Below are 20,972 nucleotides of genomic sequence, written 5' to 3' on the forward strand. Positions count from 1 at the left end.
TATGTTTTTATAAATTATTATTGATGGCATCATCTGTTTTATCTACTCCGAAGCTTATAAATGCTCCTATGAAAACAAACGTATTGACTGGCGGAACAATGGCAGAACTTCTGGAACCATTGGCTGAGAAATTATAGCCATATATATTCTTTGATCCTAAGATATTACTGATACTCAATACAAATACCGGAAAAGCTTTCGCATCTTTTTTACCGATATTCGGAAGATAATTAACACTGAAGTTTAATGCGTTATAATCTTTTAATCTTCCTTCATTTCTGGTATAATTAATCACTTCCCCATTTTCAATTTTAGAAGCTATGTCATAATAAGGGCGTCCTTTTGCATACGTGTAAGATAAATTTACCCCAAGTTTCCATTCCGGAATAAATCTTTTTGCGACTGCTGAAAGCGTATGTTCTGCTGCAAAACTCGGCTGCAGGCTTACCGGATAATTCAGAAAATCTCTTTTTGAATCCAGATAGGAGTAGCTGATCCAATAGTCAATATTTTCAAATGTTTTTTTATTGTCTCTCCAGAAAAATTCCAGCCCTTTTGCATATCCGTATCCATCATTGTTTAAAGCGGTCTGAATCTGCTGATTTTGCTCTTTATTCTGGGTAATATTGAACGTCTTAATCAACTGGTCATATTTCTTGTAAAACGCCTCAAAACGTAAAGTTCTGCCCTCTGAAGCTCTCTGAACCTGGAAAATATAATGTTGTGATTTCTGGAAACCAAGATTTGCAGGGCCATTGATGTATTTACTTTCCGGATTCTGATAAAAAAGTCCGTAAGCCAAGGAAGTGGTCCAGTCTTTTGCAAGACGATAGGCAATAGCAAAACGAGGCGCAATATTATCCTTTCCTAAAAAAGAAGAATGCTCTGCTCTTACTCCTATTTTTGCTGATAAAGCATTGCTGAAGCCAAGATCTGTTTCCACGAAAGCAGAGGAGATCAAATCTTTATAATGTTTCTGTACTGCTTCAAAATTCAGATTTTCATCGGTATTATTCAATTCAATTCCTCCTCGTACTGCACTGATTCTGTTGATTTTTCTTTCAAGAACAGCTTTGAAATTCAGATAATTTCCATCGGTAAGAAGCTGGCTTCTGTTGGATTCAACGTCATTGGTTTCTGTAGAAAAATGAAGATCCGATCTGTTGTAAGAGTAAGAACCTCCTACATTCAAAAGATACTTCCCGAATTTCTGTTTAAAAGAGAGGTTATGAAATGTATTTTTACCGTTAAGCTTTACCAGACTGAATTCGGGTCCGGGTTCAAGACTTTCTGACCTTACCCCCATTTTATTGGAATTGAACATTCCGTAATATTTGAAAAAGCCTCCTGATTTTGTTTTAAATCTGAAATTCAGATCTCCGTTAAGTCCCTGTGGAGCTTCTACAAAGTCTGTATTAAAATTAAAGACTTTCTGCATCAGACTTAAAAGAGAATATCCTGCTGTAGCTCCGTAGGAATAGTTTTTATTATCTCCTAACTTTTGAAATCCCGCACTCAGAAAAATGGGTGAAATACCAAAATTATAGGAAGTTTCATCCGGAAGATCAACGCTTTCCAGCATTAAAGCACCGGAAAGAGCCTGCCCGTACAATGCAGAATAACCACCACTTGAGAAGATATTTCCTTTAAAAAGAGAGGTATTGAACTGGTCTCTTCCTGCAATCCCCGGAACAGAATTAGAAAAATAATTGTTGATAAGACTTCCGTCCATAAAGATTTTAGACTCCGTTCCTGTTCCTCCTCTGATGAAAAGACCTTCAGTTCCTCCTACTTTTTGAACTCCTGGAAGGTAGGTCAAAGCGGAAGAAATCTGTCCGTCTGCTCCTGCTGTGGTATAAATGTCAATGGGGGTAAGCAATGCTGTTGCTCTTTTTTTATCGCTGGCTTCAATAGATCCTGCAGAAACTACTACTGCATCTATCTCACTGATCTGTTCTTTAAGATCAACATTCAAAGAAACATCCTGATTCTCAATAGTAACAGTTCTTTCAATATTTTCATATTTTGGATGGGTAAATGTTATGATGTGAGTCCCTTTTTCTGAAGTTTCGAAGGTAAAATTCCCCTGAGCATCTGTTGTAGTGCCATCATAGGTATCTTTCAACGTAACATTTACTTCAGCTACTCCTTTGTTTTTGTAGGATACTTTTCCTGATATTTTCACCTGGGAATATCCCATGATGGAAGTGAGAAGGAGAATCAGAAACAGTATGTTTTGTCCTTGTGTTTTCATTTTTATTGTTTTCTGGATCAAAAATAGCACAAGAAATGTCTTTCTGTAAAAAATTTATTACCGAAGGGCATTCTTTTGCTACCGAATGGTAATTAATGAATCGGAAAGCAAAAATCCACGACCATCTTCCCTTCCGGATGTTCCTTAAAATTGGTGTGATAGATTTCATAGGTAAAGGTTCTTCTTGTAGAATACGCAATGCTTTTTGAAAGTTTTGCAGAAAGCCGAGTGACTGGAAAACCCGAGATCCCAGTAGTAACCAGCTTAAATATTCTGTGGAAATGAAACGGAGAATAGACACTTAACTCTGAAACTTTTTCCAGAGAAAGATCCTCATCAATATGACTATCAATATATTGAATTGTTTTCACAATCCGCTTTTTATACTCTTCCAAATTACATGTGTTAGTTCACAAAGATATTTTTCCATGCTGAAATTCTGTTGTCTATTATTGTTATTGTAAGAAAGTCATTCCGTTTTTTGTCACAGGATATCCTCTTCAAAATGGTATAATAAGTCTTCAAACCATATTGCAGAAGAACTTTTCCCAGTAAAGAAAGCAGGCAGATATTGGTGTCAACGAGACTGATGTTTTTCTTTGCTGATGGAGGTATACAGAATAATCATTTTCTATTTGTTTACTGCCTTCGGGATTTGATCTATGAATGGCTTTCTATCCACTAAAATAAGTTTTTTCACCTCGTTTTAAATACATTTAGCCTCCAGAGCTAAGTTTTCAGAATTTAAGGCTAAAACAAGCTGTATTACAGTTGTTACTCAAGCTTGTTTTTTTAAAAAAGAGTGAGATCATAAAGCGCTTTGGAAAATCTTTTTTAAATTTATCCTAAAATCACTATAAATCATTTAAAAAATGAAAGTACAAACATTAGCATTATTGGCGGGATTTGCCGTTTTTGCAGTTTCATGCGGAACCACAAAAACGTACTCTGTAAATGCCAAAAGCGGAACACAGACAGGAGGAACGGCGAAGTTTACTCAAAATGGAAATGAAGTAACAATGAAGCTTGACATCACCAACCTTACTCCTGGAATCCATGCAGTACACATTCATGAAAAAGGAGACTGCTCTGCAGCAGACGGAACCTCTACGGGAGGCCATTGGAATCCTTCCAAGAATGATCATGGTAAATGGGGTGCCGAACATTTCCATATGGGAGATATAGGAAACCTGGTTGCTGATCAGACCGGAACGGCAACATTGACTTTCAAGACAGATAAATGGTGTCTGGGTTGTACAGATGAGTCTAAAAACATCATTGGAAAAGGTCTTATTGTACATGCCGCTGCAGATGATTTCCATACCCAGCCTACCGGAAATGCCGGAGGAAGAGTGGGATGTGTAGAAATTAAGTAATCTACTTTATTCAATAAAAAAACCGCTAATCTTTTAATTAGCGGTTTTTTTATGTTTAGGATTTAGCTCCCATATCTGATACAATATTCATTGCTTCCTGCAGGTAAAGATCTTTTTTCAGATTCTTGATCCACATTTCAGATTTCTTCCTGAAAACTTCGTCTTTTTTCTCTCTTTCAATTTCACTTGGATACATGATAAACTGAAGTCCGTTTTCAAATTTTGTCAAAGCTTTGAACTTTTCAATCTGAGATTTTCTGTTCTTCATCAACTCATTGAATTTTGTAATATTCAATGTGATATTTTCTTCTTTATCCAGTTTTTCTCTCCATTGAGCAGATTCTAATAACAACTGATAATTGCTGTTTTTAGCCATTCTTTCTGCACTTGCTTTTTCCAGTGCCTGAATATTGAAATAGTTCAGTTTCTGGAATTTTGTAGGTGGAATCTTGTCCCAGGCCAGGGCATAATCATCATATCGCTCTCCTACTTCAGCATACGTAAAGAAATCTTTCATCTGAATATCAGAAACAATTCCTTTTCTCTGTGTAGATTCTCCTGTAATTCTGTAAAATTTCTGGATTGTCAGTTTTAAAGATCCAAAATCATCTTCCGTGTTCAGGAATCTGTTCAGATCCACAAAAGTCTGAACGGTTCCTTTCCCGAAAGACTGTGGAGATCCAATGATCATCGCTCTGCCATAATCCTGCATTACTCCTGCAAGGATTTCTGAAGCTGAAGCTGAAAGTTCATTTTGCATAATAACAAGCGGGCCTGTCCAGATTGGCGTTTCATTTTTGTTCTTAAGCGTCTGAATTTTTCCGTTTCCGTCTTTCACCTGAACGTAAGGACCAGCTTCCATGAAAAGCCCCATGATATCTCCTACTTCAGTTAAAGAACCACCTCCATTGTTTCTAAGGTCCAGAATGATTCCCTGAATGTTCTGTTCTTTAAGCTTAATGATTTCATTTTTGATATCATCAGAAGCGTTTCTTCCTTTGGCGTTTTCAAAATCAGCATTAAAACTTGGAAGGTTGATGAAACCGTATTTTTTACCATTGGCAGTATTCACTACAATACTTCTTGCAAAAGTATCTTCAATAGCAACCTCTTCACGGATCATGGTTACATCTTTAATGGTACCATCTTTTTTCTGAACCGTTAATGTTACGGGCGTTCCTTTTTCTCCTCTGATGAGTCTTACCGCTTCATCCGAAAGCATTCCCACCACATTTACAGCATCTTCTTTCGGTTTGGATCTTACTTTCAGGATTTTATCTCCTTCTGAAAGCTGCTTGGATTTCCATGCCGGTGCACCAATGGTAAGAGCTCCTAAGTAAAGGTTTCCTTTTTTCTCCTGGATCAGTGCTCCGATACCAATTACTTTTCCGGTAAACTGAGTATCAAAATCTTCTTTATCTTTTGGAGAATAATAGTTGGTATGCGGATCAAATACTTCAGTATACGCATTCATGTACACGGTAAACCAATCCATTTTCTTTCTCTTTTTGAATCTTGTAAAGGTATCTTTTACCAGGTCTTTTACTTCATCAGTTGCTTTTTTGATTTTTTCGTCCTGAGTAAGGGGCTTAAACTTAATGGTATCTTTCAGTTTGTATTTCTGAACAGAGTCTTTCTTTTCTTTCTGAGCTTCTTCTTTGCTGTTCATCGACTCAACTTCCTGAAGGATATTGTATTTGATGAATTTTTTCCACTCATTATACTGTTCCTGTTTGTTGGCAGGTACTTTTTTAAGTTTTGGCTCAAGAGTAAGTGTTTCATCTTCCTGAAGATTGATGGGCTTACTGAAAATATCCTGAGTGATTTTATCAATCTCATCCACTCTCTGGTAGAGTCTGTCGATTGTAAGCTTATAGAATGTAAGATCACCTTGTCCGATATAGTCATCCAGTTTGGTTTCATGCTTGCTGAATTCATCCATATCAGATTGCAGAAAATATCTTTTTGCCGGATCTACCAACTCGAAATAATGCTTATAAACGTCCTTTGAATAGGCATCATTGATAGATTTCGGGCTATAATGCAGATAAGAAAGTGTATTTTTTACGCTCACCATTATCGTCTGCATCTTTTCATCGTCATTCTGTGGCGAGTTGAAACAAAACATTAGACTGGTTAATGGAATCAGGAGTAAAAATTTATTCAGTTTGAAATTTTTCCACATAAACTGTCTTTATTTATTAATTTTTTTAAAATAAGTATACTATTAGTAGCAGTAAGTTTGGTACTGTTACAAATGATCAAATTTAATACCTTATTTACAAATATCGTCAGTTTTGGCCATTTTTATTTAAAGAGATTTGCAAATAATCAAAACAATGTTAGTCATTTCCTATTATCAGGCTGTTTCATTACAAAAATATACAGATCAGTCTTTTTTCAGACGTATCCTAAGTTTTATTTTTTTAATTAAAAAATAAAAAACACATACCACAAAAACTAATTTTCAGACATAAAGGCATAAAATATGCAGAGAATTAACCATACAAATTCAAAATATTAAGTTATGAAAAGTTTACTATGGTTAGTAGCAGTAATCTGCATCGTTGTTTGGCTATTGGGAATGTTAGGAATAGTTCCCGGAATGAGCACAGGTTATTTAATTCACGTTTTACTGGTCATTGCCATTATTGTTATTCTTTATAATATCATATCCGGCAGAAAACCTCTCGACTAGTTTAATAGTTGTACAACCACTTCAATTAAAACTGAAATGAAATTCATATTAAATTTCCTTCATTTCAGTTTTATTTTTTCCCCTATGTACTTTTCCTTATCTACACTTGGTTTTTCATTCTATAAGTCAAAGTACAAGAATCTTATTTATCTTTTCGCAACAGCCAATCCCAATCTGGTATTTTATTGCGTCTGATTTTTACCTACATTTGATGTGTTGAAAATCTATTGGTTCAATTCTGAAAATGAACAAACTCACTCTGTTTAAATAAAAAATTAAAGATAATTTATGGAAAGACCACTTATTCTGGTGACTAATGATGACGGAATTACAGCTCCAGGTATTAGAAATCTTGTCAGTTTTATGAATGAAATCGGAGAAGTAGTGGTTGTAGCCCCCAACTCTCCTCAAAGTGGAAAAGGCCACGCTATTACCATCAATTCAACCCTAAGTTACGAAGAAGTTACGCTGGACGGCCCGCAGACAGATTTTTCCTGCAGCGGAACTCCCGTAGACTGTGTAAAAATGGCTCTTGATAAAATTCTGACCAGAAGACCTGATATTGTGGTTTCAGGAATCAATCACGGAGCAAATTCTTCTATCAATGTAATCTATTCAGGGACCATGTCGGCAGCTGTAGAAGCCGGTGTAGAAGGAATTCCTGCGATTGGATTCTCTTTACTGGATTTCAGTTGGGAAGCAGATTTTACCCAAGCCAAGGAATTTATTCAGAATATTGTAAGAAGAACATTGGAAAACCCAATGCCTAAAGGTGTTGTACTAAATGTCAATATTCCTAAACTTCCTGCATCAGAAATAAAAGGAGTAAAAGTCTGTAAACAGGCCAATGCCAAATGGGAAGAAAGCTTTGATGAAAGGATTAATCCACATGGTAAAAAATATTACTGGCTTACGGGTTATTTCAACAATATGGATGATTCTGAAGATGCTGATGAAACGGCATTAGCTAACGGATATATTTCTATTGTTCCGGTAAAGTTTGACCTTACAGCTTATGAATACATGAAAACATTGGAAGATGTAATGACTTTTGAAGATGTAAAAGAAGTAAAATAACAAGGAGATAATAAAAGCGTGAAATCAGATTTCACGCTTTGCTTTTTATATGGCTAAAATAATACTTTATCTTCTTTTCTGAGTTCTTCCAGATAAGCCTTTTTTTCATCTCTGTAAAAAAGGTTCATCGTTTCAAAAGGGATTAACTTCAGGTCTTTATTGACAATATGTACGCACGACTTCTTCACTGCCCGTACATCAAAATCATGAGCATCCATAAAGTTCATGATAATTATTCTGAAAAGGTTATCATAGTCGAGATCCGGGGCACACACTTCCGGCAGACAGCACAGTAACTGATTGACTTTAGGCTGAACTTTATCTACTGAAATTCCGGTACTGAAAATATCCAGCAGCTGCATATGCAAACCCTTATCCTGTTCGTAAACAATGGTATTCCTTGATTCATTATTCAGAAGATCAGCAGGATTGATATATCGGGTCAAAGGAATTGTTTCCCCCTGAAGTTTTAAAATATATCCCATAGCCAGGGAATCCGGGTTACATGGAACCGGAATGATATCATCAGAGTTTAACAAAGGAAACTGATTGATTATTTCCTGTCTTACCTCAGTTAAGGTAATTTTTTCATGAGCAGAATCTTCCCGGTTTCTTCCGGCGATTTCAACGGGCTGGAAGGTAATGCCTCTCACACATTTCTGTTTCAGGGCAAACTCTATAATTTTTCCAATTTCATCAATATTTTTATCTTTTTGAAGGACGATAACCAATGTAGTAGAAAGGTTAAGCTCATTGAGCTTTTCCAGTGCTTTCATTCTGACTGCAGTAAGATCCTTGCCTCTGAAATCTTCCAGGACTTCAGGTTTAAATGAATCAAACTGGAGGTATATTTCAAACTCAGGAGCATAGGTTGCCAACTGTTCAGCAAATCCAGGATCATTGGCTATTCTGATTCCGTTGGTATTCAGCATCAGATGTTTGATAGGTTTTGACTTGGCAATATCCATAATTTTGAAAAAATCCGGATGAATGGTAGGTTCTCCCCCACTGATCTGGACAACGTCCGGCTCCCCTTCATTTTTCACAATAACATCAAACATAGCTTCAATCTCTTCCAGACTTCTGTGACTTCCATAATGAGGTGAGGACATCGCATAACAGGTTGGACAGGTCAGGTTACAACGATCTGTAACTTCTACGATAGAAAGACAACTATGCTGTTCATGATCTACACAAAGCCCACAATCATAAGGACAGCCATATTCCACATCGGTCCCGAAATGGAGCGGCATTTCAGAGGCTTTATTATAGTTTCTTATATTTTTATAATAATGTACATCAGAAGCTATTTTTGTTTTAAAAAATCCATGATCCGGACATCTTTTTGTCATAAAAACAGCTTCATCCTCTATGATAATCTTTGCTCCCACCCTTTTCAGACATTCCGGGCAGAGACTTATTGTATAATCGTAATAAGTATAGTTTCTTACTGGCATAGCAAAATTTTTAAAGTCCTCCGCAAATATAGCCGCTGATCAATCCACAGATCAGAAGGGATATAAGCATTGTTTGAATAAATTGTTTTTTGCTGAATTTCCGGTCTCCTTTCCTTTCATAAATAAGTTTTGTAATAAAAGCGACGATGAGGGAAAAAACCAGTGCAACCAAAATAATCGCACCTACAATCATTACAACTACCCCAGCCAGATTTCCTACTTCCAAAATAGTTAAGGTTTTCATTTTAAATATAAAATTTTGGTGTTTATAGTATAAATATAGTAAATAATTACACAGATACAGACCATTTGAATCATACCAAGATTTCCTATGATCTCAACCCTTGGTTTTATAAAATCTAAAAAGAATCTGAAAATAAAATAGCCAAGCATAAACAATTGAAAAATAAAACCGGAAGGATATTTCTTAAGGTTCTGAATATATTTTAGTCCTATCCAGAGAACAATTAAAAAAGCTATTTCATACAAAGCAACAGGATGCCTGAGGTATTGATCTCCCAAATGCATTCCAAAAACAGAATCAGTAGGAATGCCATATGTTTCTTCATCAATCCCTGTAAGAAAACACCCTATTCTGCCTATAATCATGGCCAATATCAGGGGAAAAACAATAAGATCTCCCGTACTTTCTTTGTGATGCACTATCTTTTTTGCCATCTCTACTCCCAATAAGCCAAAAGCCAGCCCTCCCACAATGGTGTTGTTTGACCAGAACTTTCTGATAGAAAAGTTTTCAAATAATGCATAAGGGTTTTCAAGATTACCGATTAGCTTGGAACCTATCAAAGCTCCGGCAGTAGCTCCTATTAAAACCGCGGCAGAAGTATTGAAAGAAAGCTTTTCTGTTGACTTACGCTTCAGATAAAAATAATATCTCATTCCCAAAAACATTCCAACCGCCTCAAAGAGAGGATGTGCAAGGATTGTTTTGCCAAAAATGTTAAAAGTTACAGGAAAATCCATTATTTCAAAAATACACTATTTCATATTATTCACTACCTTTATTCTGACAAATAATTACAAAATGCGTATAGAATATGACATAAAACTGGGGTTCAAGGATGTAATGTTCCGCCCTAAACGTTCTACTTTAAAATCCCGTTCGGAGGTTGATTTGAAAAGAGAGTTTACTTTTAAGCATACTAAGAAAAAATGGACTGGAATTCCCGTAATTGCCGCCAATATGGACACCGTAGGAACTTTTGAAATGGCGGTAGAACTAGCCAAAGAAAAAATCATTACTGCTATTCATAAACATTATACTCCTGAAGAATGGAGTAAGTTTCTGGAAAGCCAGCCCGAAAGTATTTATCAATATATTGCATTAAGCACAGGAACGGGAAAGCCAGACGAAGAAAAGATAAAACAGATTCTCGAAAAGCACCCCAAAATTGAGTTTCTCTGTATAGATGTAGCCAATGGTTACTCTGAGCATTTTGTCGATTTTGTGAAAAGAGCAAGAGCGAATTTTCCAGAGAAAGTTATTATAGCCGGAAATGTAGTAACCGGAGAAATGGTAGAAGAACTTCTTTTGGTAGGTGCAGATATCATAAAAGTAGGTATTGGTCCGGGATCAGTTTGTACTACCAGAGTAAAAACAGGAGTAGGATATCCTCAGCTTTCTGCGATTATTGAATGTGCGGATGCTGCGCATGGGCTGGGCGGACAAATCATTGCTGATGGAGGATGTAAAGTACCCGGAGATGTAGCAAAAGCCTTTGGTGGCGGCGCAGATTTTGTAATGCTGGGCGGAATGTTTGCCGGACATGACGAAAGTGGTGGCGAAATGATAGAAGAAAACGGTAAAAAATATCGCCTTTTCTATGGTATGAGTTCTAAAACAGCAATGGATAAACATTCCGGAGGCGTAGCAGAGTATCGTGCTTCTGAAGGAAAAACCGTGAAAGTGCCCTATAAAGGCCCGGTAGCAGATACTGTAAAGGATATATTGGGAGGTGTAAGATCTACCTGTACTTATGTAGGTGCTTCGAAACTTAAAGAGCTGTCCAAAAGAACAACCTTTATCAGGGTTCAGGAACAGGAAAACCAGATTTTTAAGGAATAGAAATAAAAGGCTTTAGAACATTTATCTAAAGCCTTTATTCTTTTGTTCTGATATATTTTTTATTGAAATATTTTTGAAGCTGATCGTTTACATAAGTCTCCTGTTCTTTTACAGAAGCCATTTCATCCATATATAAAACTCTTGGAACTTCTTTTATTTTGTCTACTACCACAGAGTCCTGAGAGGAGTTTTTAATATTATTTATTCTTTCATTCATCTCTCTTTCATATTCGTTAAGATCTGTAGTAAGAAGCTCCTTGACTATATTTTCACCGTTGAAATCAATATTAAAATAAGAATATTTTGCCGGGAAAACCTTTATTTCAGGTAGAAAAACAATGAGCAGAGAAACCCACCAGAATCTTTTAATTCTTTCAAATTTAAAATATAATAACAGTGAAGAAGTAAGCAGAAAATAAAAGAGTATACTTTCAAACTGTCTTGCGATAGAGGTAAGAATATAACTTGTAAACAGTAAAGGAAGAAAGGAAACGTACCAGAATAAAGCTGATTTTTTACATGTTATCTGAGTGGTGATTTTTTTCAGATCTTCTTCAAAAACCTTAATAAACAATGGAAGTACGGCAATAACCTTAAGTCCCACATAGGCAGTATCAGCACCCAAAAGAGCAATTCTCTTCAACCATTTTACCATTCCATTTTCCACTTCTCCCATCCTGTTAAAATTTCCTGGTGCAAGAAAACATACAAGTAAAAAAACTGTTCCCAACATCATCAAAAAGAGATTTTCTCTATTCCGTTTCTGATAATAAGAGAGTATTAAAATTCCTTCAATTATCAATGCCAGAATTTCATTAGACCCCATGAGAATAATAATAAGCAAAGATGAAAGATAAAACCATATTTTCTGCTTTGAATCCTCATATTTTTTGAAAAACCAGAGTAAAATACCGGACAAAATAACAGGAACAAAATAGATATTAGAACCTGTGATCCAGAAATAATGTTCTGGTAGACTTACCAATAGCATTGTGTAGAAGAAAAACAATAGAAATCCTTTTTTTAGATACTCTTTAGTAGAATAGTTGAAATATTCTTTAAAGTTTAATGCTGAAACTCCAATAAAAGAAAGCATCAGAAAGACAGGATATATTTTCGGAACAATATTTTTACTGTCATAAAATACAGGATTAAACATATTGAGAGAATATCCGAAATATCTGCCTCCCCATGTTGTATAGGTATCTATAAAACATTGTACCAGCCCAAGTTTTCTGGCGGCATAAGAGCAAAAATAATCATCGGTCTGATATACATTAAATCTACTAATGTATGCCAGACCGATGAATAGTAAAACGGACAAGAATAATACTATATTCTGTGCTTTTTTCATTTTCTAAGTTAACATTCCACCGTCAACGTTTAACGTCTGTCCGGTAATGTAAGCAGACATCTCACTGCCTAAAAATACACAAGCATTGGCGATATCTGCGGGCTGTCCTCCTCTCTTCATTGGAATTTCTTCTCTCCATCCCTGAACTGTTTTCTCGTCCAGCACAGCTGTCATTTCTGTTTCAATAAATCCAGGGGCAATCGCATTACATCTGATATTTCTTGATCCTAACTCCAGTGCCACAGATTTTGTAAATCCGATAACTCCGGCCTTTGAAGCTGCATAGTTGGCTTGCCCGGCATTACCTTTCACTCCTACTACAGAAGTCATATTGATGATAGATCCTGATCTTGCCTTCATCATCGGCTTAATTACTGCTTTTGTAAGGTTAAATACTGAATCTAAGTTTACTTTGATTACTTTATCCCAATCTTCTTTGGACATTCTCAATAAGAGATTATCTTTGGTAATCCCTGCATTGTTTACCAAAATATCAATCTGCCCGAACTCTGCCATTACATCATCCACCAATTTCTGAGCGGCATCATAATCTGATGCATCAGATTGATATCCTTTAATTTGGGTTACAGAACTTAAAGCTGCTTCTAATTCTTTTGCTTTGTCTACAGAGCCAGCGTAGGTAAATGCTACTTTTGCCCCCTGCTGGGCAAACATTTCAGCGATACCCTTACCGATTCCTCTTGTAGCTCCGGTAATTAGTGCTACTTTTCCTTCTAATATTTTCATATCTATTGACAATTATTTTCTTTTATAACTCGTTCAGCCAGTGACAGCTGTCTCTTCATGTTTTTACAATTCCATTCTGGAATTAAACGGTTTGCAAAGATATTATAAAATGTTATTCAACCCATTTAAATTGTTAAAATACTGGATTTTTTTGATCATTATTTAAAATTTCATTAGAGCTGAACAGAATTATTTTAAAATTTTGTGAAATAAATAAAGTCTGTTTTTTTCGAAAGGATCACCTTCATATATTGGTTAGTCTGCGCTGTACAGACTATAGAACACAATATAAAACTAATGTCTTCAAGAAAAATTAAATAGAATTATTGACAATAAGAACGATCTCCCCTTTTAAAGTTTTACTCTTTGAGAACTCAATTAATTCATTGATTGTTCCTCTTTTAGTTTCTTCAAACTTTTTAGAAATCTCACGGCTTAAGCTTACTTTGGTTTCTTCTCCGAAGAATTCTTTAATCTGCTCCAAAGTGGTATTAATTTTATGAGGACTCTCGTAAAGAACGATGGTCTTTTTTTCTTCAGCAAGCTGCTTCAGCTTTGTTTGTCTTCCTTTTTTCTGTGGCAGAAATCCTGCAAATAAGAATTCATTATTGGGAAGTCCTGAAACCACCAGTGCCGGAATAAGCGCTGTTGCTCCCGGAAGGCAGATCATGTCAATATTATTGTCTGCTCCTGCTTTTGCCAGTAAATATCCGGGATCCGAAATACCAGGCGTTCCTGCATCAGTAATAATAGCGATATTCTGGCCGTTTTTAAGGTCTGTAATCACTTTCTCTGTTGCCTGGTGCTCATTGTGCAAATGATAAGATTTTAAAGGCTTTGATATTTCAAAATGTTTTAAAAGTACACCGGAAGTTCTGGTGTCTTCGCATAAAATATAATCAACTTCTTTCAGTACATTTACCGCTCTGAAGGTCATATCTTCAAGGTTCCCGACGGGTGTGGGAACAAAATATAGGATTCCGCTCAAAATTATAAGAATTTATTTTCTACCAATATCCAAAGTCTCTGAGCATATTCATCCACTTTATTCCATTTTCTTTCATAATACAGATCACTAAGATATTCTTTAGCTTCTTCCAGTGTTCTGAATTTGTTCAGCTGATATACGGTATCATTCAGATCTGTCTGGCTTCCTTCAAAAAGCATTTTTGTGAAGGCAAGTCTGTCATTAAGATCCAGCTTAAATTCTGGTTTCAGCTTATCTGCTTCCATGAATTGGGTTGGAATATTGGATTTCAGAATGCTTCCTGCGTCTTCTTTTACAACCGGAGAAGTTTTCTCTTCTTTGGAAAGCTCCAGGTGGTCGTCATCAAAAAGTGACTGAACAGCCTTCATTCCTTTGATACTGGCAAGTTTTATTTTTCTCTCCCGATGGTATTCTTCTAAATTTTCGAAGCTCTCATCAGAAGGATGTTTATCTGTTTCTTCACGAACAGGTTTATCGATTTCAACAATTTTTCTTCGGTCATAGACTTCAGCCAGAATGCTTTCTTCTTTTGTTTCTTCTGAATAATCATTTTTAATATCGCTCAGAATATTCTCCACATTGGAAGTTTCTGTAGCCATTTCTCCCTGTTCTATTGAAACATTTGAAGCGACAAACTGTTCTTCATTTTCTTCAATCAATATTTCATCATCAAGTGTTTCTGTATCAAAAATACTTGGAATGGTTTCTGTTACAGAAGATTTTGCATCGTCTGCTACAGCAAAATCATTTTCTTTTTCAGATTCCGATTCAGTAGCTTTTTCTTCCTGTTCTTGTATTTCATTAAGCTGATTATTGAAAATACTTTCTTCCTCCGTCACTTCATGATGAAACAAGTCTTCATTGAGATCTTCATCCGAATCCGGTCTGGAATTAGCCAGAATTTTATCTTCATCTACAAAGCTCAACACAGCTCTCTGTTCCTCTGAAATTTCATTTTCATCAATTTCGTTCAGTTCATTATTGAAAGCAGCTTCTTCTTCCAGCGTTTCATTACCAAAAGACTTTTCCTGACTTTCAGAGGTGATTTCAATATTATTTTCTTCTACAAAACTTACGATATTTTCGTGGAATTCGTTTTCTACAATTTCATTCAGCTGATTATTGAAAACAGCTTCCTCTTCTTCAGATCCGTCTGAATAAACTTCATTTTCATCAATTTCATTCAGTTCATTATTGAAAATAGCTTCCTCTTCGGTCACTTCATTTCCGTTATCATGATGTTCTGCTTCTCCTGAAACAAAAGAGATATACTGATGATCCGGATTCTGTGCCGGATGGTCTGCTGCGAAGTATTCAATATTTTTTTCCAGCAGTTTCAAAAAAGAAATCCTGTTAGCAAGCTCATCTACAAGATCTTGCTTGGAAAGTAATTCGTCTATATTGCTTATTTTGTCCAGATTATCAATGATATTCATGGATTCAAAAAAAATCTTTTCCTTTAAATCTTGGATATTCTGCATAATAAGATTCTTATTAAAATTGCTTACTTTTGATGTTAAAAATATACGGCTAATTTAACAAATGTTTTTAGAAAATACAATTAATCATTCCAAACAAAGTGGTTGGATGGAAGTGATTTGTGGCTCTATGTTTTCCGGCAAAACCGAGGAACTGATCCGCAGATTGCGAAGAGCGGAAATGGCAGGGCAGAATGTGGAAATTTTTAAACCAAAGATGGATGTACGGTATTCTGAAGAGGATGTAGTGTCCCATAATCAGAATAAAATCCGCAGTACAGCAGTAGAAAACCCTAATGAAATTCTTCTGCTGGCTTCCAATTGTGATGTAGTAGCCATTGATGAAGCTCAGTTTTTTGATGAAAGTATTGTGGATGTGGCCAACCAGCTTGCCAATAGCGGGATCAGAGTGGTGATTGCAGGATTGGATATGGACTTTTTGGGACGGCCGTTCGGACCAATGCCTAATTTGATGGCGACTGCCGAATATGTTACAAAAGTGCATGCTATTTGTAAGAGAACAGGTAATCTGGCCAACTATTCCATGAGAACTTCCCAGGGAGATAATCTGGTAGAATTAGGAGAAACAGAAAGTTATGAAGCAGTAAGCCGCCGTGTTTTTATTGACGAAGTACTTTCAAAAAGAAAATAATAAATGGATAAAGGCAAAACAGAGAAATAAGCTGTTTGCATCAAAACATAATATTCACTTAATATAAAATGAAAAGCGGAAAAGCTTTATCGTAAAATATTAAAAAGGAAAAAACAGATGATCTCATAAATCTTTAACCTTTTACTATTTTACCTTTTTGCTCTTTCGCTGAAAATAAAGCAGAAAGGGTATCAATGAATTATACAGTACAACACATTGCAGAGATTACCAATGCACAGGTCATTGGAGACGGAAATCTATTGATCAAAAATATAGCATATGACAGCAGAATTATTTATTCTACGAGGAACACTGCTTTTATTGCGATCAATACACATAAAAATTCCGGTGAAAAATTTATCGAATCTGCAATGGACAGGGGTATCAATGTCATTATTTCTGAACATCATTATCCTGAGTTTGAAAACATAACCTGGATTATTGTTGAAAATTCCGTAGAATTTCTTCAAAAATTAGCAAAGTATCATTTCGAACATTCTCATTTACAATCCATCGGGATTACGGGAAGTAACGGTAAAACTATTTTAAAAGAATGGCTCTACCAATGTCTGTGGAATGAATTTCCTACCGTTAAAAGCCCTAAAAGTTTTAATTCTCAGATCGGTCTTCCACTTTCTCTTCTTCAGATCAACAATTCTCATCAGCTGGGAATTTTTGAAGTGGGAATTTCAAAACCTGATGAAATGGAAAAGCTTGAAAATATTTTCCATCCTCAGATCGGATTACTAACTCATATTGGAACCGCTCATGCTGCCAACTTTTCTTCCGAGGAAGAATTGATTGATGAAAAAATTATTCTTTTTAAAAATTCCGAAGTCATCATTTATAATGGTGACAATTCTCTGGTTGATCAAAAAATAAAAAAATCCTATTCTGACAAAAAATTAATTGCTTACGGTTTTAAAAAAGAGAATCAGGTTTTCATCAAAAATAATATTTCTAAGGATGATAACATCATTGTTGAATATTTGGGTGAAGAAATCAGTTTTCCGGTTCATCAGAGAGACGAAGCTACATTAACCAATGCTATGGCGCTTATCTCTGTGCTTAAGGAACTGAATATCGGAAATAAAAAGATCGTTGAAAAAATCAATCTTTTAAAAGCCGTTGAAATGAGGCTTGAAGCGATTGAAGGAATTAAGGGCAATATTGTCATCAACGATTCTTTTAATCTTGACCTCGATTCTTTGAAGACTGCTCTTCAGTTTTTGAATGAATACAACAAACCTAAAAAATCATTGGTCCTTACAGACATTGTAGGAGTGAACTCCAATGCCAAAGAATTGTACGAAGAAGTTTCTGAACTGGTGAATGAACAGCATTTTGATTCTGTATTCTTAATCGGTGATGAAATATCAAAATTCAGTGAATTATTTAAAGCTAAAACCTATACTTTTATTGATACCAAAGAGCTGATTGAAAGTAAGTACCTTACTGAAATAGAAAATCAGATTATCTTACTGAAAGGAGCCAGAAAATTTGAGATTGAAAAACTGAAAGATATTCTTGAACTCAGAAAGCATGATACGGTATTGGAAGTAAACCTTAATGCAATTCTTCACAATATCAACTATCATAAATCATTGCTGAAGCCCGGAACTAAAATGATGGCCATGGTAAAAGCCAATGCCTATGGCTTGGGAAGTTTTGAAGTATCAGAATTTCTTCAGCATCACCATATAGATTATCTTGGGGTAGCTTATGCTGATGAAGGAGTTGAACTTAGAAAGAAAGGGATCACCACTCCTATTATTGTGATGAATCCTGAACAGCACAGCTACCAGACGATTATTGAATATAACCTTGAGCCTGAAATTTACAGTTTCAGAGTATTGGAATTATTCTATGAAGCAGTTCAGAAATCCGGTTATGATAAAAAATATCCTATTCATATTAAACTGGAAACAGGAATGCACCGTCTTGGTTTCAAAGATTTTGAACTGGATCAGTTAAGCGAAACTTTAAGACGAAAAAATGTAAAGGTTCAAAGTATGTTCAGTCATTTATCATCTTCTGATATGCCTGAAGAAAAAGAATTCACGTTGAAACAGCTGGAGATTTTCGAAAAAAATTCAAGCTGCCTCATTGAAAAATTAGGATACACTCCTATCCGCCACATTCTTAATTCAGCAGGAATCACGAGCTATAAAGATCATCAGCATGATATGGTAAGAATTGGCATAGGAATGCTAGGAGAATCAGCAGATCCCGAAATTCAGAAACAATTACGTTCTGTTGTAAGCTTTAAAACAGTAATTTCACAGATATCAACTGTTGAAAACGGAGAATCTGTAGGCTACAGCAGAAGATATAAAGCGGATCATCCTACAAGAATTGCAACGATTCCTGTGGGATATGCAGACGGAATTCCAAGACTGATCGGAAACCAGGTAGGAAATGTAGGGATAAATAAAACACTGGCACCTATCGTAGGAAATATCTGTATGGATATGATGATGATCAATGTAGACTATATTCCGAATGTAAAGGAAGGCGACACGGTAACTGTTTTCAACGCCAAACCAAGTTTAAAAGAATTCGCAGGCTACTGCAAAACGATAACCTATGAAGTATTAACCTCCATTTCACCACGGGTGAAACGGATTTATATAAAAGATTAACTATGAGAAAACTCCTGATTCTGCTTTTCATATTCCAACTGTTATTGATCCATTCTCAGGTAAAAAAAAATCTGGTAATTCCGGAGAATCCCAAAATAGGACTATCGCTTGCCGGTGGTGGTGCCAAGGGTTTTTCACATGTCGGAGTTCTTAAAGTACTGGATTCGTTAGGAGTGAAAGTAGACTATATTTCCGGAACAAGCATGGGAGCTATCGTAGGCGGATTGTATGCCGCCGGATACTCCGGAAAAGAAATAGAAAAAATAGTCATGGATACGGATTTCTATTCTCTTATTATGGATCCAAAGTCCCGGCAGGAAGCCAGCTTTTTTAACAAATCCGTAGACAAATATCTTTTATCCATTCCGCTTAAAAACGGAAAAATCACACTTCCCTCTTCTATCAGCACCGGCCAAAGAAACGTTTATCTTCTGAAAGAACTTTTCAAAAACGTTTCCAATATTGAAGACTTTTCTAAGATGCCCATTCCATTCTTATGTGTTGCTACCAATCTTGAAAGCGGAAATATGCAGATCTTTGAGAAAGGAGATCTCGTGCAGTCTATTATGGCAAGTTCGGCATTTCCTTCTTTAATGGATCCTGTAAAAATTGGCGACAGCATTTATATTGACGGAGCAATGACGGTAAACTATCCGTCAAAGCCTTTAAAGGACAAAGGAATTGATATTGTCATTGGTGTGGACCTTAACCAGGATCTCTCGAAAAGAGAAGATTTGAACAATATTATAGCCATTCTTAACCAGGTTATTGATTTCGGAATCAAAAGAGATACCCGCAGACAATACAAATACACAGACATCAATATCAAACCCAATCTTAAAGGCATGTCTGCCACAAGCTATGATGACAAAAAGAAAATTTTAGATAGCGGATATGTGGAAGGTTTAAAATATTCCAAGATATTGGATCAGCTGCCGAAGAGACCATTTGACCGTCTCAGACAGCAGGTAAATCCAATATATTCCAACGTTTATAAAATAGACAGTATTTCCATCGAAGGAAGTAAAATTTATGGAAAGAACTATACGCTGGGAAAAATGGGATTGCGTCTCCCTTCTCTGCAGACGTATGGAAATATTAATAAAATGATCGATAAACTGGTTGCTACCAACAACTACAAATTTATCAATTATGACATCGTTCAGGAGAATAATACTAACTATCTGAAGCTTTACGTGACTGAAGATGATACCCGTCATTTTTTAAAATTTGGCCTCCATTATGACGAGGTTTTTAAAACAGGACTTCTTTTGAATTATTCTGCAAAAAGACTTTTATTCAAAAATTCAAACCTTTCTCTGGATGTTGTTGTTGGGGATCGTCTCAGATATTACCTGAATTATTTTGTAGATAACGGATACATTCCGGGAGTTGGCCTTTATTCCTCCGGAATGAGCTTCGATATAAAGAATATAGATAATTATGTAGTAGACCGCTGGGAATGGATCAGAAACGAAGCTTATATACAGTCTATTTGGAAAGATAAATTTGCCATTGGCGGCGGTATAAGCCATGATTATTTCAAAGCAGAAAACAGCAATGGAGATAACAGGCGGTACAGCCGTTTTCTGAACCCTTATGCCTTTATTAAAACCGATACTCAGGATGATAAGGAATTTCCTACAAAAGGGGTTTATTTTGCTGCAGAAGGAAAGGTTATAGATCTTTTAAAGTCTGAAGTTGATAAAAGAATCATTCAGATCAAAGCAGACCTTAAACTCAATATTCCACTTAATAAACAATTCAGTTATCGTCTCAATCTGTTTGGAGGAATTACTATCGGTGAAAACCTTCCTCCCTACTATCAATATAGATTGGGAGGAATTTTTGAGCAGAATCTCATCAATTTTAAAAGTTTTGGAGGATTCTATTTCGCCCAGCTTTATACAAACAATGTCATACTGGCATCTAATGATATCCAGTTTAAGTTTAATAAAAACTATTTTATCAGTGGAAACTTTACCTTTGCAAATTTATCAAACGATATCAAGTTTGAAGAAGCAGTGAAAGTAAATTATAGCTCACTGGGAATAACGGCAGGTTACAAATCTCCTTTCGGACAGATCAAAGTAAACTTCAGCCACTCACTTAAAAATAACCAAAAAGGTATATTCAGTGTTATTTTAGGACACTGGTTTTAAA

General features: G+C 35.8%; 17 protein-coding genes. 7 read left to right on the plus strand and 10 right to left on the minus strand.

What is annotated here, in order from left to right; translation table 11 throughout:
* Positions 1-7 precede the first annotated feature (7 nt).
* Positions 8-2,254: a TonB-dependent receptor gene (locus BW946_RS05260; protein ID WP_076595159.1), complete on the minus strand. Its 2,247-nt coding sequence runs from the start codon at positions 2,252-2,254 to the stop codon at positions 8-10.
* A 92-nt stretch (positions 2,255-2,346) separates the two neighbouring features.
* Positions 2,347-2,625, minus strand: a complete 279-nt coding sequence (locus BW946_RS05265; protein WP_139325969.1) for an AraC family transcriptional regulator — start codon at positions 2,623-2,625, stop codon at positions 2,347-2,349.
* 501 nt (positions 2,626-3,126) lie between these two features.
* On the opposite strand from BW946_RS05265, the gene BW946_RS05270 reads away from it, so the two are divergent.
* Positions 3,127-3,630 carry a superoxide dismutase family protein gene (locus BW946_RS05270; RefSeq protein ID WP_076595161.1) on the plus strand — a complete coding sequence of 168 codons (504 nt, stop codon included), beginning with the start codon at positions 3,127-3,129 and terminating at the stop codon, positions 3,628-3,630.
* A gap of 55 nt (positions 3,631-3,685) precedes the next feature.
* Here the strand turns inward: BW946_RS05270 and BW946_RS05275 are convergent, their stop codons facing one another.
* Positions 3,686-5,815: a carboxy terminal-processing peptidase gene (locus BW946_RS05275; RefSeq protein ID WP_076595162.1), complete on the minus strand. Its 2,130-nt coding sequence runs from the start codon at positions 5,813-5,815 to the stop codon at positions 3,686-3,688.
* Positions 5,816-6,157: 342 nt separating this feature from the next.
* Between BW946_RS05275 and BW946_RS21160 the strand changes: the two genes are divergently transcribed.
* Together BW946_RS21160 and surE are read left to right on the plus strand one after the other, a co-directional pair.
* A complete protein-coding gene (locus BW946_RS21160; RefSeq protein WP_047426491.1) occupies positions 6,158-6,328 on the plus strand; it encodes a lmo0937 family membrane protein in 171 nt (56 codons plus the stop codon).
* 288 nt (positions 6,329-6,616) lie between these two features.
* Entirely contained in the window at positions 6,617-7,405 is a 789-nt protein-coding gene (surE, locus tag BW946_RS05280) for a 5'/3'-nucleotidase SurE (protein WP_076595163.1), read from the plus strand.
* 53 nt (positions 7,406-7,458) lie between these two features.
* Here surE and BW946_RS05285 read toward each other — a convergent pair whose 3' ends face one another.
* From BW946_RS05285 to BW946_RS05295, 3 genes are read right to left on the minus strand one after another with little or no spacing between them, the layout of a single operon-like run.
* Complete coding sequence (locus tag BW946_RS05285; protein ID WP_076595164.1) at positions 7,459-8,862, minus strand: radical SAM protein; 1,404 nt, start codon at positions 8,860-8,862, stop codon at positions 7,459-7,461.
* A gap of 10 nt (positions 8,863-8,872) precedes the next feature.
* The gene (locus BW946_RS05290; protein ID WP_076595165.1) at positions 8,873-9,106 is read right to left on the minus strand and encodes a hypothetical protein; all 234 of its coding nucleotides are present in this window, start codon (positions 9,104-9,106) and stop codon (positions 8,873-8,875) included.
* Positions 9,103-9,846 carry a prolipoprotein diacylglyceryl transferase gene (locus BW946_RS05295; RefSeq protein WP_170872055.1) on the minus strand — a complete coding sequence of 248 codons (744 nt, stop codon included), beginning with the start codon at positions 9,844-9,846 and terminating at the stop codon, positions 9,103-9,105. Before BW946_RS05295 ends, BW946_RS05290 begins: the two co-directional genes overlap by 4 nt.
* Before the next feature lie 61 nt (positions 9,847-9,907).
* Here BW946_RS05295 and BW946_RS05300 point away from each other — a divergent pair, with 61 nt between their 5' ends.
* On the plus strand, positions 9,908-10,948 hold the full coding sequence (locus tag BW946_RS05300) for a GMP reductase (protein ID WP_076595167.1): 1,041 nt from the start codon (positions 9,908-9,910) through the stop codon (positions 10,946-10,948).
* Between the two features lie 34 nt (positions 10,949-10,982).
* Here the strand turns inward: BW946_RS05300 and BW946_RS05305 are convergent, their stop codons facing one another.
* The 4 genes from BW946_RS05305 to BW946_RS05320 form a co-directional block, all read right to left on the minus strand.
* Positions 10,983-12,302, minus strand: a complete 1,320-nt coding sequence (locus tag BW946_RS05305) for a DUF6056 family protein (protein WP_076595168.1) — start codon at positions 12,300-12,302, stop codon at positions 10,983-10,985.
* Positions 12,303-12,305: 3 nt separating this feature from the next.
* Positions 12,306-13,049: a 3-oxoacyl-[acyl-carrier-protein] reductase gene (fabG, locus tag BW946_RS05310; RefSeq protein ID WP_076595169.1), complete on the minus strand. Its 744-nt coding sequence runs from the start codon at positions 13,047-13,049 to the stop codon at positions 12,306-12,308.
* A gap of 313 nt (positions 13,050-13,362) precedes the next feature.
* Positions 13,363-14,037: a 16S rRNA (cytidine(1402)-2'-O)-methyltransferase gene (rsmI, locus tag BW946_RS05315; protein ID WP_076595170.1), complete on the minus strand. Its 675-nt coding sequence runs from the start codon at positions 14,035-14,037 to the stop codon at positions 13,363-13,365.
* Between the two features lie 2 nt (positions 14,038-14,039).
* Positions 14,040-15,518 (minus strand): hypothetical protein, encoded by a 1,479-nt coding sequence (locus BW946_RS05320; RefSeq protein WP_076595171.1) that lies wholly within the window; start codon positions 15,516-15,518, stop codon positions 14,040-14,042.
* 61 nt (positions 15,519-15,579) lie between these two features.
* Between BW946_RS05320 and BW946_RS05325 the strand changes: the two genes are divergently transcribed.
* From BW946_RS05325 to BW946_RS05335, 3 genes are all read left to right on the plus strand, one after another.
* Positions 15,580-16,167 (plus strand): thymidine kinase, encoded by a 588-nt coding sequence (locus BW946_RS05325; RefSeq protein ID WP_062672824.1) that lies wholly within the window; start codon positions 15,580-15,582, stop codon positions 16,165-16,167.
* A 194-nt stretch (positions 16,168-16,361) separates the two neighbouring features.
* Positions 16,362-18,809: a bifunctional UDP-N-acetylmuramoyl-tripeptide:D-alanyl-D-alanine ligase/alanine racemase gene (locus BW946_RS05330; protein ID WP_076595172.1), complete on the plus strand. Its 2,448-nt coding sequence runs from the start codon at positions 16,362-16,364 to the stop codon at positions 18,807-18,809.
* Positions 18,810-18,811: 2 nt separating this feature from the next.
* Positions 18,812-20,971, plus strand: coding sequence for a patatin-like phospholipase family protein (locus BW946_RS05335; RefSeq protein ID WP_076595173.1), 2,160 nt, complete (start codon positions 18,812-18,814; stop codon positions 20,969-20,971).
* Position 20,972: the final 1 nt, after the last annotated feature.

This window comes from Chryseobacterium sp. RU33C (genome assembly GCF_900156015.1).
Lineage (GTDB): Bacteria > Bacteroidota > Bacteroidia > Flavobacteriales > Weeksellaceae > Chryseobacterium > Chryseobacterium candidae.

What these genes read in the sequence shown, in the direction of transcription:
- BW946_RS05325 (WP_062672824.1), top strand. Translation starts at nt 15,580, where the DNA reads ATGTTTTTAGAAAATACAATTAATCATTCCAAACAAAGTGGTTGGATG.
- BW946_RS05275 (WP_076595162.1), bottom strand. Translation starts at nt 5,815, where the DNA reads ATGTGGAAAAATTTCAAACTGAATAAATTTTTACTCCTGATTCCATTA.
- fabG (WP_076595169.1), bottom strand. Translation starts at nt 13,049, where the DNA reads ATGAAAATATTAGAAGGAAAAGTAGCACTAATTACCGGAGCTACAAGA.
- BW946_RS05330 (WP_076595172.1), top strand. Translation starts at nt 16,362, where the DNA reads ATGAATTATACAGTACAACACATTGCAGAGATTACCAATGCACAGGTC.
- BW946_RS05335 (WP_076595173.1), top strand. Translation starts at nt 18,812, where the DNA reads ATGAGAAAACTCCTGATTCTGCTTTTCATATTCCAACTGTTATTGATC.
- BW946_RS21160 (WP_047426491.1), top strand. Translation starts at nt 6,158, where the DNA reads ATGAAAAGTTTACTATGGTTAGTAGCAGTAATCTGCATCGTTGTTTGG.
- BW946_RS05285 (WP_076595164.1), bottom strand. Translation starts at nt 8,862, where the DNA reads ATGCCAGTAAGAAACTATACTTATTACGATTATACAATAAGTCTCTGC.
- BW946_RS05295 (WP_170872055.1), bottom strand. Translation starts at nt 9,846, where the DNA reads ATGGATTTTCCTGTAACTTTTAACATTTTTGGCAAAACAATCCTTGCA.
- surE (WP_076595163.1), top strand. Translation starts at nt 6,617, where the DNA reads ATGGAAAGACCACTTATTCTGGTGACTAATGATGACGGAATTACAGCT.
- BW946_RS05300 (WP_076595167.1), top strand. Translation starts at nt 9,908, where the DNA reads ATGCGTATAGAATATGACATAAAACTGGGGTTCAAGGATGTAATGTTC.
- BW946_RS05260 (WP_076595159.1), bottom strand. Translation starts at nt 2,254, where the DNA reads ATGAAAACACAAGGACAAAACATACTGTTTCTGATTCTCCTTCTCACT.
- BW946_RS05270 (WP_076595161.1), top strand. Translation starts at nt 3,127, where the DNA reads ATGAAAGTACAAACATTAGCATTATTGGCGGGATTTGCCGTTTTTGCA.
- BW946_RS05305 (WP_076595168.1), bottom strand. Translation starts at nt 12,302, where the DNA reads ATGAAAAAAGCACAGAATATAGTATTATTCTTGTCCGTTTTACTATTC.
- BW946_RS05320 (WP_076595171.1), bottom strand. Translation starts at nt 15,518, where the DNA reads ATGCAGAATATCCAAGATTTAAAGGAAAAGATTTTTTTTGAATCCATG.
- BW946_RS05290 (WP_076595165.1), bottom strand. Translation starts at nt 9,106, where the DNA reads ATGAAAACCTTAACTATTTTGGAAGTAGGAAATCTGGCTGGGGTAGTT.